The following is a 16,932-nucleotide window of genomic DNA, read 5'->3' on the forward strand; positions in this document are numbered from 1 at the left end:
GCTTGAGTTTCCCGGATTACATGGCATGATGGCGGCTCCTAGTCATTCTTTCATTTCTGCCATGTCCGTGTTGCTCCGCCTGCTGTGCCTCTTAAGCATTTTCCTGTTGCCCGCAGCCCATGCGGACGAGGGCGTGTCCGCGCTCGTTGCGCAGGCCGCTTCCGTCGTGGCGCCGTCACAAGCCGCTGCGGCCAGGACGGCGCCGCTGATGTTTGCCAACCGCAAGGTCGTCGTTTTCCGCGCCGCGCTGGCTGGCTATCTGCCCGATGAACGGGCCGTTGGCGCACAGCGCCGCCTGGAAAGCGTGCTGGCAAAGAATGGCCCCTTGCAGACGAGCACGCGCATGATTCCCGAAGGCACGCAAGTGCTGCTCGATGGCGTGCAACTGTTTGTCGTCGTGCCTGGCGACGTCAATCAACTGGCGGGCGACACGACGGAAAGCGTGGCGAAAACGGCAGCCGTCGAGCTGAGCAAGGCTGTGTTTGACTATCGCGAGCAGAGCAGCTGGCGCTACCTGGCGATCGCCGCCGCCGTGTGTGCTGCCGCCACCCTGTTGTTCTGGCTGGTGTGGATGGGCCTGACACGCTTTTACCGCTGGGCCAAGCGCCGCAGCGGCATCCTGCTGGCCTCGCGCCTGCGCGATGTGCGCCTGAAGAATGTGCGCGTGCTCGATGCCGAGCATTACATCGCCTTCGCTTATCAACTACTGAGCGCCGTGCTGTGGGGCTTGCGCCTGATGGCCACGTATCTGTGGGCCGCCTTCGTGCTGGGCCGCCTGCCCTACACGCGTTCCTGGGGTGAGAGCCTGAGCGGCTACCTGTTCGACGTGGCGGCCGACGTCTTTCACGCCATCATCGGCGCCTTGCCGGGCCTGGTGCTGGTGTGCGTCATCTTTGCCATCGCGCGCCTGATCGCCGCCACGGCCGCCTCGCTGTTCAAGCGCGTGGAAAGCGGAGAGCTGCAAATCGGCTGGCTCGACAAGGACACGGCCCTGCCCACGCGCCGCATCGCCAGCGTGGTGATCTGGCTGTTCGCGCTGGCCATGGCGTATCCGTATCTGCCCGGCTCGCACACGGCCGCCTTCCAGGGGCTGTCCGTGCTGGTCGGTTTGATGGTGTCGATCGGCGCGTCGAGCATCGTGAGCCAGGGTGCCAGCGGCCTGATCCTCATGTACACGCGCGCCCTGCGCAAGGGCGAATATGTGCGCGTGGGCGACTGCGAAGGCACGGTGGCCGATGTGGGCATGTTCGAGACGCGTTTGCGTACGGGCCTGGGCGAGGAAGTGGCGTTGCCGAACGCCTGGGTAATGTCGCAAACGACGAAAAACTATTCGCGCGCCCAGCCCGGCGGCGGCTTCGTGCTCGACACCACCGTCACCATCGGCTATGCCACGCCGTGGCGGCAGGTGCATGCCATGCTGGAACTGGCCGCGTCGCGCACGCCGGAGTTGGCTTCCGCGCCTAAACCGTATGTGATGCAGCAGTCCCTGCAAGATTATTATGTGCAATACCGCCTCGTCGCCTACGCCAGTGCCGAAGTCCCGCGCCAGCGCGCCGAAGTGCTGAACCGCTTGCACCAGAACATCCTCGACGTTTTCAACGAATTCGACGTGCAAATTACTTCGCCGCATTACATCGATGAGCCGAAAGAATCGCACGTGGTGCCGCCGGAGGAATGGTTCAGGGCGCCGGCGCAGCGGGGGGAGGAAGATAAATAGCGCCGGACTATGCGGGTTGAACGGGCAGATTGGAAACGATCAATGCCCCGGGCATTGGTGTGCCATTGCGTGCTTCTTCCTTTTTTGTAATTGAAAAGCACGGCACTCCTTTTGAAGCTGTGACGACAGCGTATGCCATACGTGAAAAGGCTGATCCGTCAGGGGATGTCGAACATAAGCTCATGATCGATATTATTGGCAGGAAGATTTTTTGGATTTTTAAAGAAATCACTCCGATACTCCGACTCAGGAAAAACCATCTCCCCATCCGGCGTCATGGCCACGTTCTTCGGCTGCAAGCCAAACCATGGATACGGCACCCAAGCACCTTGACCTTGCTGTAGTCGATCGCATCCTGGAACAGCATCCACGCCAGTATTGACTGGGCACAAGGCCTGCGCGCTTTGACCATTTTGCCAATTTCTATACACTCGTCTTTTCGCTCGTTTACTTACATTAACAGACCTGGAGATGGAAATGCCGACCCTGCGCCGCACCCTGCTTGTTCTCGCCTGTCTGGGCACCTTGGCCCACGCCCACGCCGATACCGTCATTGAGAATGCGAATGGCTATACGCTGGAAGCAAACGGCAAGTTACTGCGTTTCACGGCGCTGGCGTTTGACGACGCGGGCAAGCTGCTCGCCGTCGGCAGCGCCGCGCAAGTGAAACGCAGGGCGGCCAAGGGCGCCACCTATGTCGACGTGCAGGGGAAAACCGTGCTGCCGGGCCTGATCGACGCGCATGGCCATGTGTTCGGCCTGGGCACGATTGCCAGCGGCGTGATGCTCTACGGTTCCGTGTCGCTGCCGGCCGCCGTGCAGGCAGTGGGCGACTTCGCGCGTGCGCATCCGGAACGCAGCTGGGTCGTCGGCAATGGCTGGAACCAGGAAATCTGGAAGCTGGGGCGCTTTCCCACGGCCGCAGAACTTGATGCTGCCGAAAGCGCGCGGCCCGTGTGGCTGCGCCGCGTCGATGGCCACGCAGGCTGGGCCAATAGCCGCGCGCTGGCGCTGGCCGGCATCACGCGCGCCACACAGGATCCGGCCGGCGGCAAGATAGTGCGCGACGCCGATGGCAATGCCACCGGTGTGCTGGTCGACAGCGCCATGGACTTGATGGATGCCGTGCTGCCCAAGCCCGGCGATGTGGAAAACCGCGCCGCCCTCGATGGCGCGCTGTCGCAGCTGTCGCAAGTGGGCTTGACCAGCGTGCACGATGCGGGCATCGGCCAGATGCAAGACCGGCTGTTCCGCGATTATGCGGACCACGGCAAGCTGACGGTGCGCGTGTACGGCATGATTGCCGACACCACGGAAGACTTCGACGCGCTGGCGAAAAACGGTCCGTTGAACAGCTACGCGCGCGACATGTACGCCTTGCGCGCCGTCAAACTGCTGTCCGACGGCGCCCTGGGCAGCCGTGGCGCGGCCCTGCTGGCGCCCTACAGCGACGATCCGACTACCCGCGGCCTGCTGTTCTACCAGGACGACGCCATGCGCGCGAAGATGGAAAAAGCCATGCGCGCCGGCTACCAGGTGAATGTGCACGCCATCGGCGACGCAGGCAACCATCAAATCCTCGATGGCTATGCAGCCTTGATCGCGCAATACCGCAGCGCGGGCCTGCGACACCGCATGGAGCACGCGCAGGTGGTGCAATTGAGCGACATCCCCCGCTTCAAGGCGCTTGGCATCGTGCCGTCGATGCAGCCCACGCACGCCACCTCGGACCAGAACATGGCGGAGCAGCGCGTGGGCCACGAGCGCATCAAGGGCGCGTATGCGTGGCGCACCTTCCTCAAGCAAGGTTCGCGCATCGCCTGCGGCTCCGACTTCCCCATCGAGTCGCCGAACCCTTTCGAGGGCATCCACGCGGCCGTCACGCGGCAGAACAGCGAGGGCTTTCCGGCTGGTGGCTGGTATCCGCAGCAAGCCATGACGGTCACCGAAGCGCTGCGCTGCTTCACGCTAGACGCGGCCTGGGCGGCGCACCAGGAAAAGGTCATCGGCACGCTGGAAGCGGGTAAATGGGCGGACTTCATCATCGTCGACCAGGACCTTTTCAAGGTGGCACCGGCGGCCATCGGCAAGACGCAGGTGCTGCAGACATGGGTGGCGGGCAAGCGCGTGTTCGAGAAAAAATAGGCGCCGGACGGCTGCAAAAACCTGTTGACTTGGTTGTATAGACAACCTATGCTGGGAGCACCAGAGCGGGCCAGGTACTGGGCCAAGTACGCCCGCTCGCACCCTAAGAGGAGACAGCATGAACAGCACAATGGACACCGATCCACGCTTTGATGCCAGCCGCACCATCCGCGCCCCGCGCGGCACGGTCATGGCTTGCAAGAGTTGGCAGGCCGAGGCGGCCTACCGCATGTTGCAAAACAATCTGGACCCGGAAGTGGCGGAAAATCCGCAGCATCTGGTCGTCTATGGCGGCATTGGCCGGGCCGCACGCAACTGGGCCTGTTTCGACCAGATCCTCGCCTCGCTGCGCGAACTGGAAGATGACCAGACCTTGCTGATCCAGTCCGGCAAGCCGGTGGGCGTGTTCCAGACCCACGCGGACGCGCCGCGCGTGCTGATCGCAAACTCCAATCTGGTGCCGAAGTGGGCCAACTGGGAACACTTCAACGAACTCGATCGCCAGGGCCTGTTCATGTACGGCCAGATGACGGCCGGCAGCTGGATCTATATCGGCACGCAGGGCATCGTGCAAGGCACGTATGAAACCTTCGCCGAGGCGGGCCGCCAGCATTTCGGCGGCGACTGGGGCGGGCGCTGGATTCTGACGGCGGGCCTGGGCGGCATGGGCGGCGCGCAGCCGCTGGCCGCCACCATGGCCGGTGCCGTCTCGCTCAATATCGAATGCCAGCAAAGCAGCATCGATTTCCGCCTGCGCACGCGCTATCTGGACAAGCAGGCGGCCAGCCTGGACGAAGCCCTGGAACTGGTCAAGTACCACACGCAGCGCAAGGAAGCCATTTCCATCGGCTTGCTGGGCAACGCGGCCGAAGTTCTGCCGGAACTGGTGCGCCGCGCGAAAGAGGGCGGCCTGCTGCCGGACCTCGTAACGGACCAGACCTCCGCGCATGACTTGGTCAACGGCTATCTGCCGCGCGGCTGGAGCGTATCGGACTGGAAGGCGGCGCAGCAGGACCCGCAGCGCCACGCGCGCCTGACGGTGGCCGCCGCCGATTCCTGCGCCGCCCACGTGCAAGCCATGCTCGATTTCCACGCCATGGGCGTGCACACCGTCGATTACGGCAACAACATTCGCCAGGTGGCGTTCGACCAGGGCGTGCAGAATGCCTTCGATTTCCCCGGCTTCGTGCCCGCCTACATCCGCCCGCAGTTTTGCGAAGGCCGTGGGCCGTTCCGCTGGGTGGCCCTGTCGGGCGACCCGGAAGACATCTATAAAACGGATGCGAAGATCAAGCAGCTGTTCCCGCACCATACGCAGGTACACCACTGGCTGGACATGGCGCGCGAGCGCATCGCCTTCCAGGGACTGCCGGCGCGCATCTGCTGGCTGGGACTGGGCGAGCGCCACATCGCCGGCCTGGCCTTCAACGAGATGGTGCGCACGGGGGAGCTGAAGGCGCCCATCGTCATCGGCCGCGACCACCTCGATACGGGTTCCGTCGCCAGCCCGAACCGCGAGACGGAAAGCATGAAGGATGGCACGGACGCCGTCTCGGACTGGCCGCTGCTGAACGCCATGCTGAACACGGCCGGCGGCGCCACCTGGGTCTCGCTGCACCATGGCGGCGGCGTGGGAATGGGGTATTCTCAGCATGCGGGCATGGTCATCGTGGCTGACGGCACGGACAGTGCGGCGAAACGCCTGGCGCGCGTGCTGGTCAATGACAGCGGTTCCGGCGTGATGCGCCATGCCGATGCCGGCTACGAAACAGCGGCCGCCTGCGCCAAGCGCAACGGCCTGATTCTTCCCATGCTTCCTTGAAACCTAGACTCGAATGACTATGACACAGCACGCCAAAAGTTGGACCCTGAAACCGGGCGCGATGACCCTGGCCGATCTGCGCGCCGTCTGGGCCGCACCCGCCAAACTGATTCTCGCCGCCGAGGCGTATCCCGTCATCGATGCCTCGGCCGCCGCCGTGCAAGCCATCGTCGCCAAGGGCGATGCGGCCTACGGCATCAACACGGGCTTCGGCCTGCTCGCCAAGACGCGCATCCCCGATGAAAAGCTGGAGCAATTGCAGCGCAACCTGATTCTGTCGCATTCCGTCGGCACGGGCGAATTGCTGTCGGACGCCGTCGTGCGCCTGATCATGCTGATGAAGATCGGCAGCCTGGCGCGCGGCTTTTCCGGCGTGCGCCCGCTGATCGTTGACACCCTGATCGCCCTGTACAACGCGGGCATCATGCCGGCCATCCCCGCCAAGGGTTCCGTGGGCGCCTCGGGCGACCTGGCGCCGCTGTCGCACATGACCCTGGCCATGCTGGGCGTGGGCGACGTGCGCGTCAACGGCGAATTGATGGCGGCACCGGAGGCGCTGGCGCAGGCGGGTATCGCGCCCGTGGTGCTGGCGGCAAAAGAAGGCCTGGCCCTGATCAACGGCACGCAAGTGTCGAACGCGCTGGCGCTGCACGGCCTGTTCATGGCCGAACGCCTGCTGGAAGCGGCCATGGTCACGGGCGCGCTGTCGCTCGATGCAGCCAAGGGCAGCGATGCGCCATTCGACGCGCGCGTGCACGCCGTGCGCGGACAGCCGGGGCAAATCCTGGCCGCGCAGATGTACCGTCAACTGGTGGCCAACAGCGCGATTCGCGCCTCGCACCTGGAAGGCGACGAGCGCGTGCAAGACCCGTATAGCCTGCGCTGCCAGCCGCAAGTCATGGGCGCCTGCCTCGATCTGATCGGCAATGTGGGCCGCACCCTGCTGATCGAAGCCAATGCCGTCACCGACAATCCGCTGATCTTCCAGGATGGCCCCAACGGGCAGGCGGAAATCGTCTCGGGCGGCAATTTCCATGCCGAGCCGGTGGCGTTTGCGGCCGACACGCTGGCGCTGGCGATCGCCGAAATCGGCGCGCTGGCCGAGCGCCGCATCGCGCTGCTGATCGACGCCACGCTGTCCGGCCTGCCGCCCTTCCTCGTGCGCGATCCAGGCGTCAATTCCGGCTTCATGATCGCCCACGTGACGGCGGCGGCGCTGGCGTCGGAAAACAAGTCGCTCGCGCATCCGGCCAGCGTCGACAGCCTGCCGACTTCCGCCAACCAGGAAGACCATGTGAGCATGGCTACGTTCGCCGGGCGGCGCCTGGACGACATGGCGCACAACACGGCCGTCATCGTCGGCATCGAGTTGCTGGCCGCCGCGCAGGGCATCGATTTCCACCGTCCGCTGAAAACCTCGCCGCACCTCGAGCATGTGCACCACCAGCTGCGTCAGAAAGTGCCGTTCTTCGACGCCGACCGCTTCTTCGCGCCCGATATCGAGGCGGCCAAGCAGATGGTCTTGCATGGTGAGTTGAGCAGCACGTGCAAGAATTTGTTCGCCCCGCTGTACGCCTGAGCGGGCGCAAGGAGACAAGCATGGATTTCCGCTTCAACGAAGGCAGCATTGCGCTGCTGGTGTCGATGCCCCACGTGGGCACCGACATACCCGACGATATCGCCGCGCGCATGACGCCGCAAGCCTTGCAGAAGGCCGACACGGACTGGCATTTGCGCGAGCTGTATGGCTTTTTGCACGAGATGAATGCGTCCGTGCTGTCGGCGCGCTGGTCGCGCTACGCCATCGACTTGAACCGGCCGCAGGAAGATACGAATCTGTATCCGGGCCAGGATACGACGGGCTTGCTGCCCAACGATACTTTTCACCGCGAGCCGCTGTACCTGCCTGGCCGCGAACCCGATGCGCAAGACGTGCAGCAGCGCTTGCAGCGTTACTGGGCGCCGTACCACCGGCAGCTGCGCGCGGAGCTGGAGCGGCTGCTGCGCGTGCATGGCACGGTGGTGCTGTGGGATGCCCATTCCATCGCCTCGCGCGTGCCGCGTTTTTTTGAGGGCAAGCTGCCAGACCTGAACTTCGGCACGGCCGATGGCGCCAGCTGCGATAGCGGCCTGACGTCCGCCGTGGTCGATATCGCCCGCGCGCAGGAGCAATTCACCGTGGCCTTGAATGGCCGCTTCAAGGGCGGCCATATCACGCGCCATTACGGCCAGCCGGCAGGGCGCGTGCATGCGATCCAGCTGGAGATGTGCCAGTGCCTGTACATGGATGAAGCGATGCCGTTCGGTTACCGGCCCGACCTGGCGGCCAAGGTGCAGCCGCTGTTGCGCCAGATGATGGAAGCGGCCGTGGCATGGGTGGCGCGTTGAGTACGACCCTGTTTGCGCGCCATGCCCTGCTGCCGCAGGGCTGGCGTCGCGACGTGCTGCTGGAATGGGATGCGGCCGGCGATTTGACGGTGGTGACGGAAAACACCGCACCGTCTGCCGGCGCTGAAGTGGCGCAATATGTCTTGCCCGGCATGGTCAACCTGCATTCGCATGCCTTCCAGCGTGCGCTGGGCGGCATGACGGAAGTCGCCGGTGACGAGGTGAATCATGCACCGGACAGCTTCTGGACCTGGCGCGAATTGATGTACCGTTTCGCGCGCCACATCACGCCGGAACAGATGCAAACCATCGCCGCGCAATTGTTTGTGGAATGCCTGCGCCATGGCTATACGGCAGTCTGCGAATTCCACTACCTGCAGCGCGATATGGCCGGTGCGCCGTATGCGCGCGCCGCCGAAACGGCGGAAAGGGTGCTGGCCGCAGCGCGCATCAGCGGCATTGGCGTCACCATGCTGCCCGTGCTGTATAGCCATGCAGGCTTTGGCGAACTGCCGTTGAAAGCGGAGCAGGCGCGTTTTCGCACCAGTGCGGACGATGTCTTGCGCATCGTCGAGGCGCTGGCGCCGCAGCGCGGCGGGCAGGTGGAATTGGGCTTTGCGCCGCACTCGCTGCGCGCCGCCGGCGTGGCGCAGATCCGGGAGGTAGCGCAGGCGCTGCCTGCGGGCTGCCCCATCCACATCCATATCGCCGAGCAGGAGGGCGAAGTGCGCCAGTGTCTCGATGCCAGTGGCCGGCGCCCGGTGCAGTACTTGTACGATCAGATCGACGTCGACGCGCGCTGGTGCCTCGTGCATGCCACGCATGTGCAGCCAGACGAGGTGGCGCTGATGGCCGCCAGCGGCGCCGTGGCGGGGCTGTGCCCGACGACGGAAGCGAACCTGGGCGACGGCCTGTTTCCGCTGGCAGACTTCATTGCCGCCGGCGGACGTTTCGGCGTCGGCAGCGACAGCCATGTATCGCAGTCGCCCGTCGAGGAATTGCGCTGGCTCGAATACGGCCAGCGCTTGCAGCGCCAGCAGCGCAATGTGGTTGCCACGCCCGATGAACGCCATGTGGGCGACTATCTGTGGCAGGCGGCCTTGCGCGGCGGGACGCAGGCGGCCGGGCGCAAGCTGGGCGCGCTGGCGCCGGGCTGTCGCGCCGATTTGCTGGTGCTCGACGAGGCGCATGTGAACCTGTGCGGCGTGGCCATCGCCGATGTGCTGGGCAGTTTGATCTTTTGCGGCAACGACAACCTGGTGCGCGATGTGCTGTGCGGCGGCCAGTGGCAGGTGCGCGGCGGGCGCCACGTGGCGCAGGATGCCATCGCGGACGCCTACAAGCGCACCCTGGCGCAACTGAGGGCGCTCTGATGGCGACCTTCATCCCGCATGAATGCCTGCGCGCCGCGCCGTGGAAGAATGGCGGCGGCAGCACGACGGAAATCGCCATTTCCCCAGCTGGCGCCAGCCTGATTGAATTCGACTGGCGTATCAGCCTGGCGACGATCACCGCCAGTGGGCCGTTTTCCAGCTTTCCCGGCATCGACCGCAGCTTGATGCTGGTCGATGGCGACGGCTTGCAGCTGACGTTTGAGGGCACGCGCAAGGTGAACTTGAGCGCGGCGCAACCGATGCTGTGGTTTCCCGGCGAAGCGGCCGTGGAGGCGCAGGTCAAGGGGACGACGACGGATTTTAACGTGATGACGCGGCGCGACTGCTGCCGCCACCAGCTGGAAAAAATCACGGCGCCGGGCCGGCTGGCGCGCCGCAGCACGGCCACCTTGCTGTTCATTGCCGGTGAAGGCCACGTGCTGGCGCGCGCAAGCGACCAGCAGTTCGCGCTGGCCCGCTATGACGCGCTGCTGCTGGACGCCGACGATGCGCAGGAATGGCGGTTCGATGCCTTGCAACGTACGGCCGTGTTGTGCGTCGACCTGTTTACCTAGGAAGGGAAAGCGATGCAAGACTGGGATATGGTTATCCACAACGTCCACCTGGCCACGATGGAACACGGTTATGGCGAGCTGCTGGACGCGGCCATCGCCGTCAAGGATGGCCGCATCGCCTGGTATGGTCCCGGTGACGAGCTGCCGGCCAGCGGCGCGGTGCTGCTCGATGGCCAGGGCTGCTGGCTCACGCCCGGCCTGATCGACTGCCATACGCACATCGTCCACGCGGGCAACCGCAGCGACGAATTCGAGGCGCGCCTGAATGGCGCCAGCTATGAAGACATCAGCCGTGCCGGCGGCGGCATCATGTCCACCGTGCGCGCCACGCGCGCGGCCAGCGACGACGAATTGCTGCGGCAAAGCCTGCCCCGCGTGCTGGCGCTGCTGGCCGAGGGCGTGACCACGCTGGAAATCAAGTCCGGCTACGGTCTTGATACGGATAGCGAAGCGAAGATGTTGCGCGTGGCGCGCAGGATAGGGCAACAGCTACCGCTGTCCGTGCGTACCACCTTCCTCGGCGCGCACGCGCTGCCGCCAGAGTATGCGGGCCAGCCCGACTTGTATATCGACCTGCTGTGCGCGCAGATGCTGCCCAGGCTCGCCAGCGAAGGCCTGGTCGACGCCGTCGACGCGTTCTGCGAGCGCATCGGCTTTACGCCGGCGCAAACGCAGCGGGTATTCGAGGCGGCGCAGGCGCTGGGCTTGCCCGTCAAATTGCATGCGGAACAGCTGTCCGACTTGGGTGGTGCGGCGCTGGTGGCGCGCTACGGCGGCCTGTCGGCCGATCACCTGGAATTCCTGTCGGAAGAGGGCATCGCCGCCATGGCGGAACGTGGCACGGTGGCCGTGCTGCTGCCGGGCGCATATTACTTTTTGCGCGAAATACAGCAACCTCCTGTCGCCGCATTGCGCGCGGCCGGCGTGCCGATGGCCGTGTCGACCGATTGCAATCCTGGCACCTCGCCCATGACGTCCTTGCTGCTGGCGATGAACATGGCGTGTACCCTGTGGCGTTTGACGCCGCAGGAAGCGCTGGCCGGTGCTACGTGCCATGCGGCGCGCGCGCTGGGCTTGCAGGATCAGACGGGCAGCCTGGTGGTGGGCAAGCGCGCCGATTTCGCCCTGTGGCGCATCGCGCGCCCGGCCGACCTGTCGTACGCGCTGGGCCTGAACCCGTGCGCGGGCGTGGTGCATGGCGGTGTCTGGCGCGCGCCGGTGGTAAGCTTGCCGGATTGATCATCCGCCCTGGAGCGCCGCGTGCATGTAGTCTACCTGCTGTTATTGCTTGTTTTTGCCGCCGCGCCCGCGCACGCCCTGGACGGCGGCACCTTGAAGGTGGGCTCGAAGCGTTTCACGGAATCGTATATTCTTGGCGAAATCGTCAAACAGAGCGCCGCGCCACACGTGCAAACGGAGCACCGCCAGGGGCTGGGCAATACGGCCATCGTGGTCGCCGCGCTGCAGGCAGGCAGCATCGACGTGTATGCCGAATACATGGGCACCATCGCCAGCGAAATCCTCAAGCACGATACAGCCATCGACCTGGCGCAGATGCGGCGCGAACTGGCGGCGCTGGGCCTGGGCGTGGCCGTGCCGCTGGGCTTTAACAATACCTATGCGCTGGCCGTGCGCGGTGATGAAACAGCCATCGCCAACCTGGCGCAGCTGGCCCGACACCCTGCCCTGAAATTCGGCCTGTCGCATGAATTCATCGGCCGTGTCGATGGCTGGCCGGGCCTGGCCGCGCGCTATGGCTTGCCGCAGCGCCCGCGCGGGCTCGATCACGGCATCGCCTATGAAGCGCTGGCACAACGCCAGGTGGACGTGATCGACATCTATTCGACGGACGCGAAGATACGCCAGTATGGCTTGCGCGTGCTGGCCGATACGCAGCAGTATTTTCCCCGCTACGACGCCATGCTCTTGTACCGGCTCGACGTGCCGCAGCGTTTTCCCACCGCCTGGCTGGCTTTGCTGCGACTGCAGGGACGCATCAGCGAAAGCGACATGATTGCCATGAATGCGGCCGTGGAAATCGACGGCAAGAGCTTTGCCGGCGTGGCGCGGCAATGGCTGGCGTCTGGCATGCAGGCCGATAAGCCAGCCGCCGCGCGCAGCAATCTGCTCGATAAAATCATCGGCGACGACTTGTGGACCCTGACGCGCCAGCACCTGACGCTGGTGCTGCTGTCGGTTGCGCTGGCGTGTCTGATCGGCATTCCGCTGGGCGTGCTGGCGGCGTTTTCGGTGCCATTGCGGCAAACGGTGCTCGCTTTCGTCGGCGTGCTGCAGACGGTGCCTTCGCTGGCCCTGCTGGCGATATTGATCCCCGTGCTGGGCATGATCGGATTGGTGCCGGCACTCGTGGCGCTCTTCGTGTACGCCTTGCTGCCCATCGTGCGCAACACGTGCACGGGTATCTTGCAGGTGCCGCAAGGCTTGCGCATGGCGGCCCTCGCGCTGGGCATGCGCCGGCGTGACCGCTTGCTGCACGTGGACTTGCCGCTGGCCTTGCCGGTCATGCTGGCGGGCGTGAAAACGGCGGCCGTGATGAGCGTGGGCACGGCCACCATCGCCGCCTTCATCGGCGCGGGAGGGTACGGCGAACGCATCACCATCGGCCTGGCGCTGAATGACAACGACATGCTGCTGGCCGGCGCTATCCCTGCAGCCGTGCTGGCCTTGCTGACGCAAGGCTTGTTCGAGCTGGTGGAGCGCTGGGCCGTGGCCGGCCGGCAGCGCTGAAGCCAACACGGTTACAGCGAGTGCAGTTTGGAGCGCACCGAGACGACAGCCTGGTGCAGGATGCGTTCAGCATGGAAGTCGTTTTCGCGCTGTTCGGCGATGGCTTGCAAGTCGCGCGCATAGCGTTCCAGGCGGGAGCGCAGGTAGGCGCGGTAGATTTTCATGACGAGCGGTTTGGCAGAGACATGCATGATGTGGCTCCCAGGTGCGTAATGATGCGTTCATTTTGTGTGAGCGGAATACCGCCACTTTGCGCCATATCAAACGCCATGACCCTGTCAAATTGCTGCGTTTGACATCGCGCAATGCCATCCAGGCCGAAGATGCCACACTGAATCTTCCCTGCTCGCCTGGTCTTCATCAGCTTCGGGCGCTGATTTCCACAAGCATACTCAAGGAGCGTCGCATGGTCATTTTTGCCGTGGTTGCTGGCTGCACCGCTTGCCTCACAGTGTACCAAATCTATAAAAAATCGCAGGGTGGCAGTGGGCTTGCGCAACAACATATCGGCTTGCACGGTACATTGATTGAACCAAGGAAATAATCAGTGGCATCCGGGCGACACTTGCTTAGCGGATTTAAGTGAAATGTAAGGCCCGGTAAGCAAATGTAAAGGTCGGCGCGGTGACAAGTCGTAGCGTTTATATTGATAACCGTTGATTGCATTCTCCCCCTCCCACTTGACAATGGGTTCACCCCGCGGTGCCGCTAGCCCGTGGGGATTTTTTTTGGGCAATCGGTTTATGCGGGCTTTGGTGTGCCCGCCGACAATTGCGTCAAGGCATCGCCTGTGACCCTGCAGATGCGCCAGTCCGGCATCACGTCCGCGCCCATGCCCTTGTAGAAGTTGATCGCGTTTTCATTCCAGTCCAGCACCGACCATTCGAAGCGGCCGCAGTCGCGTTCGACGGCCAGTTGCGCCAGCGCCACCAGCATCTGCTTGCCATAGCCCTTGCCGCGCACCGATTGCTTCACATACAGGTCTTCCAGGTACAGACCCTTGCGGCACAGGAAGGTGGAAAAATTATGGAAGAACAGGGCGAACGTCACCACTTCGCCATGTTCCTCGCCGACCAGCGCTTCGCAAGCGGGATGGGCGCCGAACAGGCTGTCGTGCAGCATGGATTGCCTGGCGATCATCATGTGTTCGAGTTTTTCAAACACGGCCAGTTCATGGATCATGCCAAAGATGGCTGCCACGTCGGTTTCCTGGGCGGCGCGGATGGCGAGGGAAGAAGATGTGTTCATGTTGCCTTTGCTGATGGAGTGGTGGAAAGGGATGCGATGCTACTCGTCTTGCGCGCGCCCGACGTCAGGGCCCAGGCCACGCTGGACAGGCACAGCACCATGCCCAGCCATTCGACGGGGGCGGGCCGGTAATGTTCGAACTGCACCGACAGCAGCACGGAAATGACGGGCGTGACGACGCCGATATACACGGTTTTTTGCGTGCCGATGCGGGCGATTAAGGTGAAATAGGCGCTGAAGGCGATCACCGAGCCGAAGATGGCCAGGTATACCAATCCCATCCAGTAACTGGGGCGCGTCGACAATTGCCAGGACTGTCCCGTGGCGACGGCCCAGATGGCCACCATCAAGGTGCCCCACAGCATGGTCCAGGCCATGGTCAGCATCACGTTGCCGGACTGTTCGCGCACTTTCATGACCAGGGCATTGCCTGCCGTGCTGGACACGGTGGCCACCAGGGCCAGCATGAATCCGAGCAGGAAGTGGGCATTGCGGCCATTGCCGCCGCCCAGAATATCGTGCAACGCCGCGCCGATGGACTGGTAAAACAGCAGTACGATGCCGCAGATGGCGACAAACGCCGCGCAGCACGTGCTCCAGGTGATGGGCGTGCCGAAGGCGATGCGGTTGAGCAAGGGCGTCCAGAACACCATCAGCGCGAACAGCACGCTGACGAGGGCCGAGACGAGGTACTGTTCCGAACTGTAGGTGCACACGTAGCTGAGGGCAAAGGACGCCAGGCCCTGCAGCAGCATCCATTTTTGCGCGCGCCAGGGCAGGCGCAAGGTGTCGCCGCGCACGGCGCACCAGGCAAACAGGGTGGCGGACGCGAGGCCGAAGCGGTAGACCACGGAAACGGCGGGGGCGACATCGCCCAGCTGCAAGGTGATGGCCCAGAAGGTGGAGCCCCAGATGAGGCAGGCAATGATGAACAGGAGAGGAGAGGACATCGCGCAAGTATACGGGCATCGCGCAGGGATGGCGAGCGCGGTCGAGCATGCTCATGTGTTGCCAAGAGACATACGGCATTGAGCCAGCGCAGTGCTTCTGGAAAATATTAAATTTATGAAAATATTTACATTAACATCAGGTCAGTATTTTCTGAATTGCAGCTTTGAAAGGGGACCGCCATGCCAACCTCACTGCAGATCAAAGTATGGAGCGTGCTTGTGTATGTCGTTGTGACGACTGTGATTGCCATCTGGCTGCACCCGCCTGCCTTGCTCGCTGCCGGCGCCTTCGGCTGAGCGCATGCGCCGGCAAGCAGATCAGTGTGTGACGCGGGTCTTGCGGCCGTCCGACAGCAGGCGCACGCGCTCGCCCGGGCGGAACAGTTCATCCGCGTCTTGCACGATGGCGCGCATGTCGCCATTGTCCAGGCGCACGGTGATTTCCAGGCCGGCCTTGTTCGATGCATTCGCTTCGATACTCTTGCCCGCCATGCCGCCGGCGACGGCGCCGAGGATGCTGGCAGCGATGGCGCCCTTGCCGCCACCGACTGTCGAGCCGGCCACGCCGCCCAGCGCCGCGCCAGCCAGCACGCCCGTGCCCGTTTCACCCTTGTCGATGGTCACCTGGCGCACGGATTCAACCGTGCCCATGCGAACCGATTGTTCATTCTGCGCCTGGCGCGCGTTGTAGACATTCGCCGAGTTCGGTTGTACGGCGCAGCCGGCCAGGGTGGCCAGCAATGCCACTGCAATCATTGGTGCTTTCATGTGGACTCCCTTGGACAAAAGTTAGTTGCCGATTGCGTCGACCGGCAGATGATGACTTATCATAAGGACACTTGCGGCAGATACCTAGTTGCGAATAGTAAAAATCTGTTACCGGCCCTGCGTCACCACGTGATCGCTTGCCGCTCAATACGCCAACCGCAAGCGCCGGTACAAAAATCCCAGCACGAACAGCGGCCCGACCAGTAAAAAGCGCACATCGTCGAGGAACGACGGTTTCTTGCCTTCGATCTGGTGGCCGATGAACTGGCCTATCCAGGCCAGCACGAACAGCGCCAGCGACACGGGCAGGATGGTCAGTGCCGGCATGAGCAGCAGCAGGCCCAGCATGGTGGCCAGCATCGCCAGCATGCCCGCCGCAAACGGGCGCGACAGCTTGTAATAATAGTATAAGGCCAGAATACTGCCGAGCAGCGCCACGCTGGGGTGTACGCTCCACAGCAGTCCCAGCAGGCTGAAAACGATCAGCGGCACGCACACGATGTGCACCCATTCATTGACATGGTTGCGGTGGCTTTCGCCATACCGGGCCAGCAGGGTGTCGATGGTGCGCATGGGCGGTCTCTTGTGTTGGGACGGGTGTCCGGGAATTCTACACCGTCGCGTGGCCGGGTAAAATGGGCTTTCGTTTTCCCTTCAGGACCGCTCAGTTGAATAGCCCAGCCTTCTTGCCCGACATTGCCGCCGAGCCGCGCAAACGCTGTTTCGACCCTGTCGTCGACGCCGGCACGCGCTTGTTGATACTGGGCAGCCTGCCTGGCGAAAAATCGCTGGCGCACAGCCAATACTATGCGCATCCGCAAAACAAGTTCTGGATGCTGCTGGGCGAGGTGCTGGGTGTGGAGTTGAAGAGCCTGCCCTATGTAGAGCGCCTGGCAACCTTGCTGGCGCACGGCGTGGGCTTGTGGGATGTGGTGGCGCAGGCGCAGCGCATGGGTAGCCTGGACAGCAATATCCGCGCCCGCGACGACAATGACCTCGTGGCCCTTGCCGCCAGCCTGCCGCAGCTGCAGACGATCGCCTTCAACGGCGGCACGGCCGCGAAGCTGGGCATCAAGGTGCTGGGCGAACACGCGCAGCGCTACCGCATCGTCAGCTTGCCCTCGAGCAGCCCCGCTTACACGCTGGCGTATGGCGCCAAGTTGCTGCAATGGGAAACATTAGTGCCGTTTTGATGCTG

17 protein-coding genes are annotated in these 16,932 nt (G+C 63.7%); 12 read left to right on the forward strand and 5 right to left on the reverse strand.

From position 1 onward, the window contains the following. Positions 1 to 61: 61 nt before the first annotated feature. From K0F85_RS07410 to K0F85_RS07455, 10 genes are all read left to right on the forward strand, one after another. Positions 62 to 1,717 (forward strand): mechanosensitive ion channel family protein, encoded by a 1,656-nt coding sequence (locus K0F85_RS07410; protein ID WP_219115387.1) that lies wholly within the window; start codon positions 62 to 64, stop codon positions 1,715 to 1,717. A 29-nt stretch (positions 1,718 to 1,746) separates the two neighbouring features. Beyond that, positions 1,747 to 2,061, forward strand: a complete 315-nt coding sequence (locus tag K0F85_RS07415; RefSeq protein WP_219115389.1) for a hypothetical protein — start codon at positions 1,747 to 1,749, stop codon at positions 2,059 to 2,061. A 133-nt stretch (positions 2,062 to 2,194) separates the two neighbouring features. Then, positions 2,195 to 3,862 carry an amidohydrolase gene (locus K0F85_RS07420; protein WP_219115390.1) on the forward strand — a complete coding sequence of 556 codons (1,668 nt, stop codon included), beginning with the start codon at positions 2,195 to 2,197 and terminating at the stop codon, positions 3,860 to 3,862. A gap of 118 nt (positions 3,863 to 3,980) precedes the next feature. Beyond that, positions 3,981 to 5,684, forward strand: coding sequence for a urocanate hydratase (gene hutU / locus K0F85_RS07425; protein WP_219115392.1), 1,704 nt, complete (start codon positions 3,981 to 3,983; stop codon positions 5,682 to 5,684). Positions 5,685 to 5,703: 19 nt separating this feature from the next. Then, entirely contained in the window at positions 5,704 to 7,263 is a 1,560-nt protein-coding gene (gene hutH, locus K0F85_RS07430) for a histidine ammonia-lyase (protein ID WP_219115394.1), read from the forward strand. A 20-nt stretch (positions 7,264 to 7,283) separates the two neighbouring features. Beyond that, positions 7,284 to 8,072: an N-formylglutamate deformylase gene (gene hutG / locus K0F85_RS07435; RefSeq protein WP_219115396.1), complete on the forward strand. Its 789-nt coding sequence runs from the start codon at positions 7,284 to 7,286 to the stop codon at positions 8,070 to 8,072. Beyond that, positions 8,057 to 9,445 (forward strand): formimidoylglutamate deiminase, encoded by a 1,389-nt coding sequence (locus K0F85_RS07440; protein ID WP_219115398.1) that lies wholly within the window; start codon positions 8,057 to 8,059, stop codon positions 9,443 to 9,445. The genes hutG and K0F85_RS07440 overlap by 16 nt, the downstream gene beginning before the upstream one ends. Further along, entirely contained in the window at positions 9,445 to 10,020 is a 576-nt protein-coding gene (locus tag K0F85_RS07445; protein WP_219115400.1) for a HutD family protein, read from the forward strand. The genes K0F85_RS07440 and K0F85_RS07445 overlap by 1 nt, the downstream gene beginning before the upstream one ends. Positions 10,021 to 10,032: 12 nt before the next feature. Next, positions 10,033 to 11,259, forward strand: coding sequence for an imidazolonepropionase (gene hutI, locus K0F85_RS07450; RefSeq protein WP_219115402.1), 1,227 nt, complete (start codon positions 10,033 to 10,035; stop codon positions 11,257 to 11,259). 21 nt (positions 11,260 to 11,280) lie between these two features. Next, on the forward strand, positions 11,281 to 12,768 hold the full coding sequence (locus K0F85_RS07455) for a glycine betaine ABC transporter substrate-binding protein (protein WP_374198647.1): 1,488 nt from the start codon (positions 11,281 to 11,283) through the stop codon (positions 12,766 to 12,768). Positions 12,769 to 12,779: 11 nt separating this feature from the next. Here the strand turns inward: K0F85_RS07455 and K0F85_RS07460 are convergent, their stop codons facing one another. Next, positions 12,780 to 12,959, reverse strand: coding sequence for a hypothetical protein (locus K0F85_RS07460; protein ID WP_219115404.1), 180 nt, complete (start codon positions 12,957 to 12,959; stop codon positions 12,780 to 12,782). A gap of 14 nt (positions 12,960 to 12,973) precedes the next feature. On the opposite strand from K0F85_RS07460, the gene K0F85_RS07465 reads away from it, so the two are divergent. Continuing rightward, positions 12,974 to 13,312 carry a hypothetical protein gene (locus tag K0F85_RS07465; protein WP_219115406.1) on the forward strand — a complete coding sequence of 113 codons (339 nt, stop codon included), beginning with the start codon at positions 12,974 to 12,976 and terminating at the stop codon, positions 13,310 to 13,312. A 197-nt stretch (positions 13,313 to 13,509) separates the two neighbouring features. Here K0F85_RS07465 and K0F85_RS07470 read toward each other — a convergent pair whose 3' ends face one another. The 4 genes from K0F85_RS07470 to K0F85_RS07485 all read right to left on the reverse strand — a co-directional run bounded on the left by K0F85_RS07470 (position 13,510) and on the right by K0F85_RS07485 (position 16,307). After that, complete coding sequence (locus K0F85_RS07470) at positions 13,510 to 14,016, reverse strand: GNAT family N-acetyltransferase (protein ID WP_219115408.1); 507 nt, start codon at positions 14,014 to 14,016, stop codon at positions 13,510 to 13,512. Then, positions 14,013 to 14,966, reverse strand: coding sequence for a DMT family transporter (locus K0F85_RS07475; protein ID WP_219115409.1), 954 nt, complete (start codon positions 14,964 to 14,966; stop codon positions 14,013 to 14,015). Before K0F85_RS07475 ends, K0F85_RS07470 begins: the two co-directional genes overlap by 4 nt. 318 nt (positions 14,967 to 15,284) lie before the next feature. After that, positions 15,285 to 15,734, reverse strand: a complete 450-nt coding sequence (locus K0F85_RS07480; RefSeq protein WP_219115411.1) for a glycine zipper 2TM domain-containing protein — start codon at positions 15,732 to 15,734, stop codon at positions 15,285 to 15,287. A 144-nt stretch (positions 15,735 to 15,878) separates the two neighbouring features. Beyond that, on the reverse strand, positions 15,879 to 16,307 hold the full coding sequence (locus K0F85_RS07485; protein ID WP_219115413.1) for a DUF962 domain-containing protein: 429 nt from the start codon (positions 16,305 to 16,307) through the stop codon (positions 15,879 to 15,881). A gap of 95 nt (positions 16,308 to 16,402) precedes the next feature. Here K0F85_RS07485 and K0F85_RS07490 point away from each other — a divergent pair, with 95 nt between their 5' ends. Beyond that, a complete protein-coding gene (locus K0F85_RS07490; protein ID WP_257572594.1) occupies positions 16,403 to 16,927 on the forward strand; it encodes a DNA-deoxyinosine glycosylase in 525 nt (174 codons plus the stop codon). Positions 16,928 to 16,932: the final 5 nt, after the last annotated feature.

The organism is Janthinobacterium sp. UMAB-56, assembly GCF_900095265.1.
Classification (GTDB): domain Bacteria; phylum Pseudomonadota; class Gammaproteobacteria; order Burkholderiales; family Burkholderiaceae_D; genus Janthinobacterium.

Coding starts and splice junctions, on each gene's coding strand:
- K0F85_RS07410 (WP_219115387.1), top strand. CDS start 62: ATGTCCGTGTTGCTCCGCCTGCTGTGCCTCTTAAGCATTTTCCTGTTG.
- K0F85_RS07460 (WP_219115404.1), bottom strand. CDS start 12,959: ATGCATGTCTCTGCCAAACCGCTCGTCATGAAAATCTACCGCGCCTAC.
- K0F85_RS07420 (WP_219115390.1), top strand. CDS start 2,195: ATGCCGACCCTGCGCCGCACCCTGCTTGTTCTCGCCTGTCTGGGCACC.
- K0F85_RS07470 (WP_219115408.1), bottom strand. CDS start 14,016: ATGAACACATCTTCTTCCCTCGCCATCCGCGCCGCCCAGGAAACCGAC.
- K0F85_RS07475 (WP_219115409.1), bottom strand. CDS start 14,966: ATGTCCTCTCCTCTCCTGTTCATCATTGCCTGCCTCATCTGGGGCTCC.
- K0F85_RS07440 (WP_219115398.1), top strand. CDS start 8,057: ATGGGTGGCGCGTTGAGTACGACCCTGTTTGCGCGCCATGCCCTGCTG.
- K0F85_RS07445 (WP_219115400.1), top strand. CDS start 9,445: ATGGCGACCTTCATCCCGCATGAATGCCTGCGCGCCGCGCCGTGGAAG.
- K0F85_RS07485 (WP_219115413.1), bottom strand. CDS start 16,307: ATGCGCACCATCGACACCCTGCTGGCCCGGTATGGCGAAAGCCACCGC.
- K0F85_RS07480 (WP_219115411.1), bottom strand. CDS start 15,734: ATGAAAGCACCAATGATTGCAGTGGCATTGCTGGCCACCCTGGCCGGC.
- hutH (WP_219115394.1), top strand. CDS start 5,704: ATGACACAGCACGCCAAAAGTTGGACCCTGAAACCGGGCGCGATGACC.
- hutG (WP_219115396.1), top strand. CDS start 7,284: ATGGATTTCCGCTTCAACGAAGGCAGCATTGCGCTGCTGGTGTCGATG.
- hutU (WP_219115392.1), top strand. CDS start 3,981: ATGAACAGCACAATGGACACCGATCCACGCTTTGATGCCAGCCGCACC.
- hutI (WP_219115402.1), top strand. CDS start 10,033: ATGCAAGACTGGGATATGGTTATCCACAACGTCCACCTGGCCACGATG.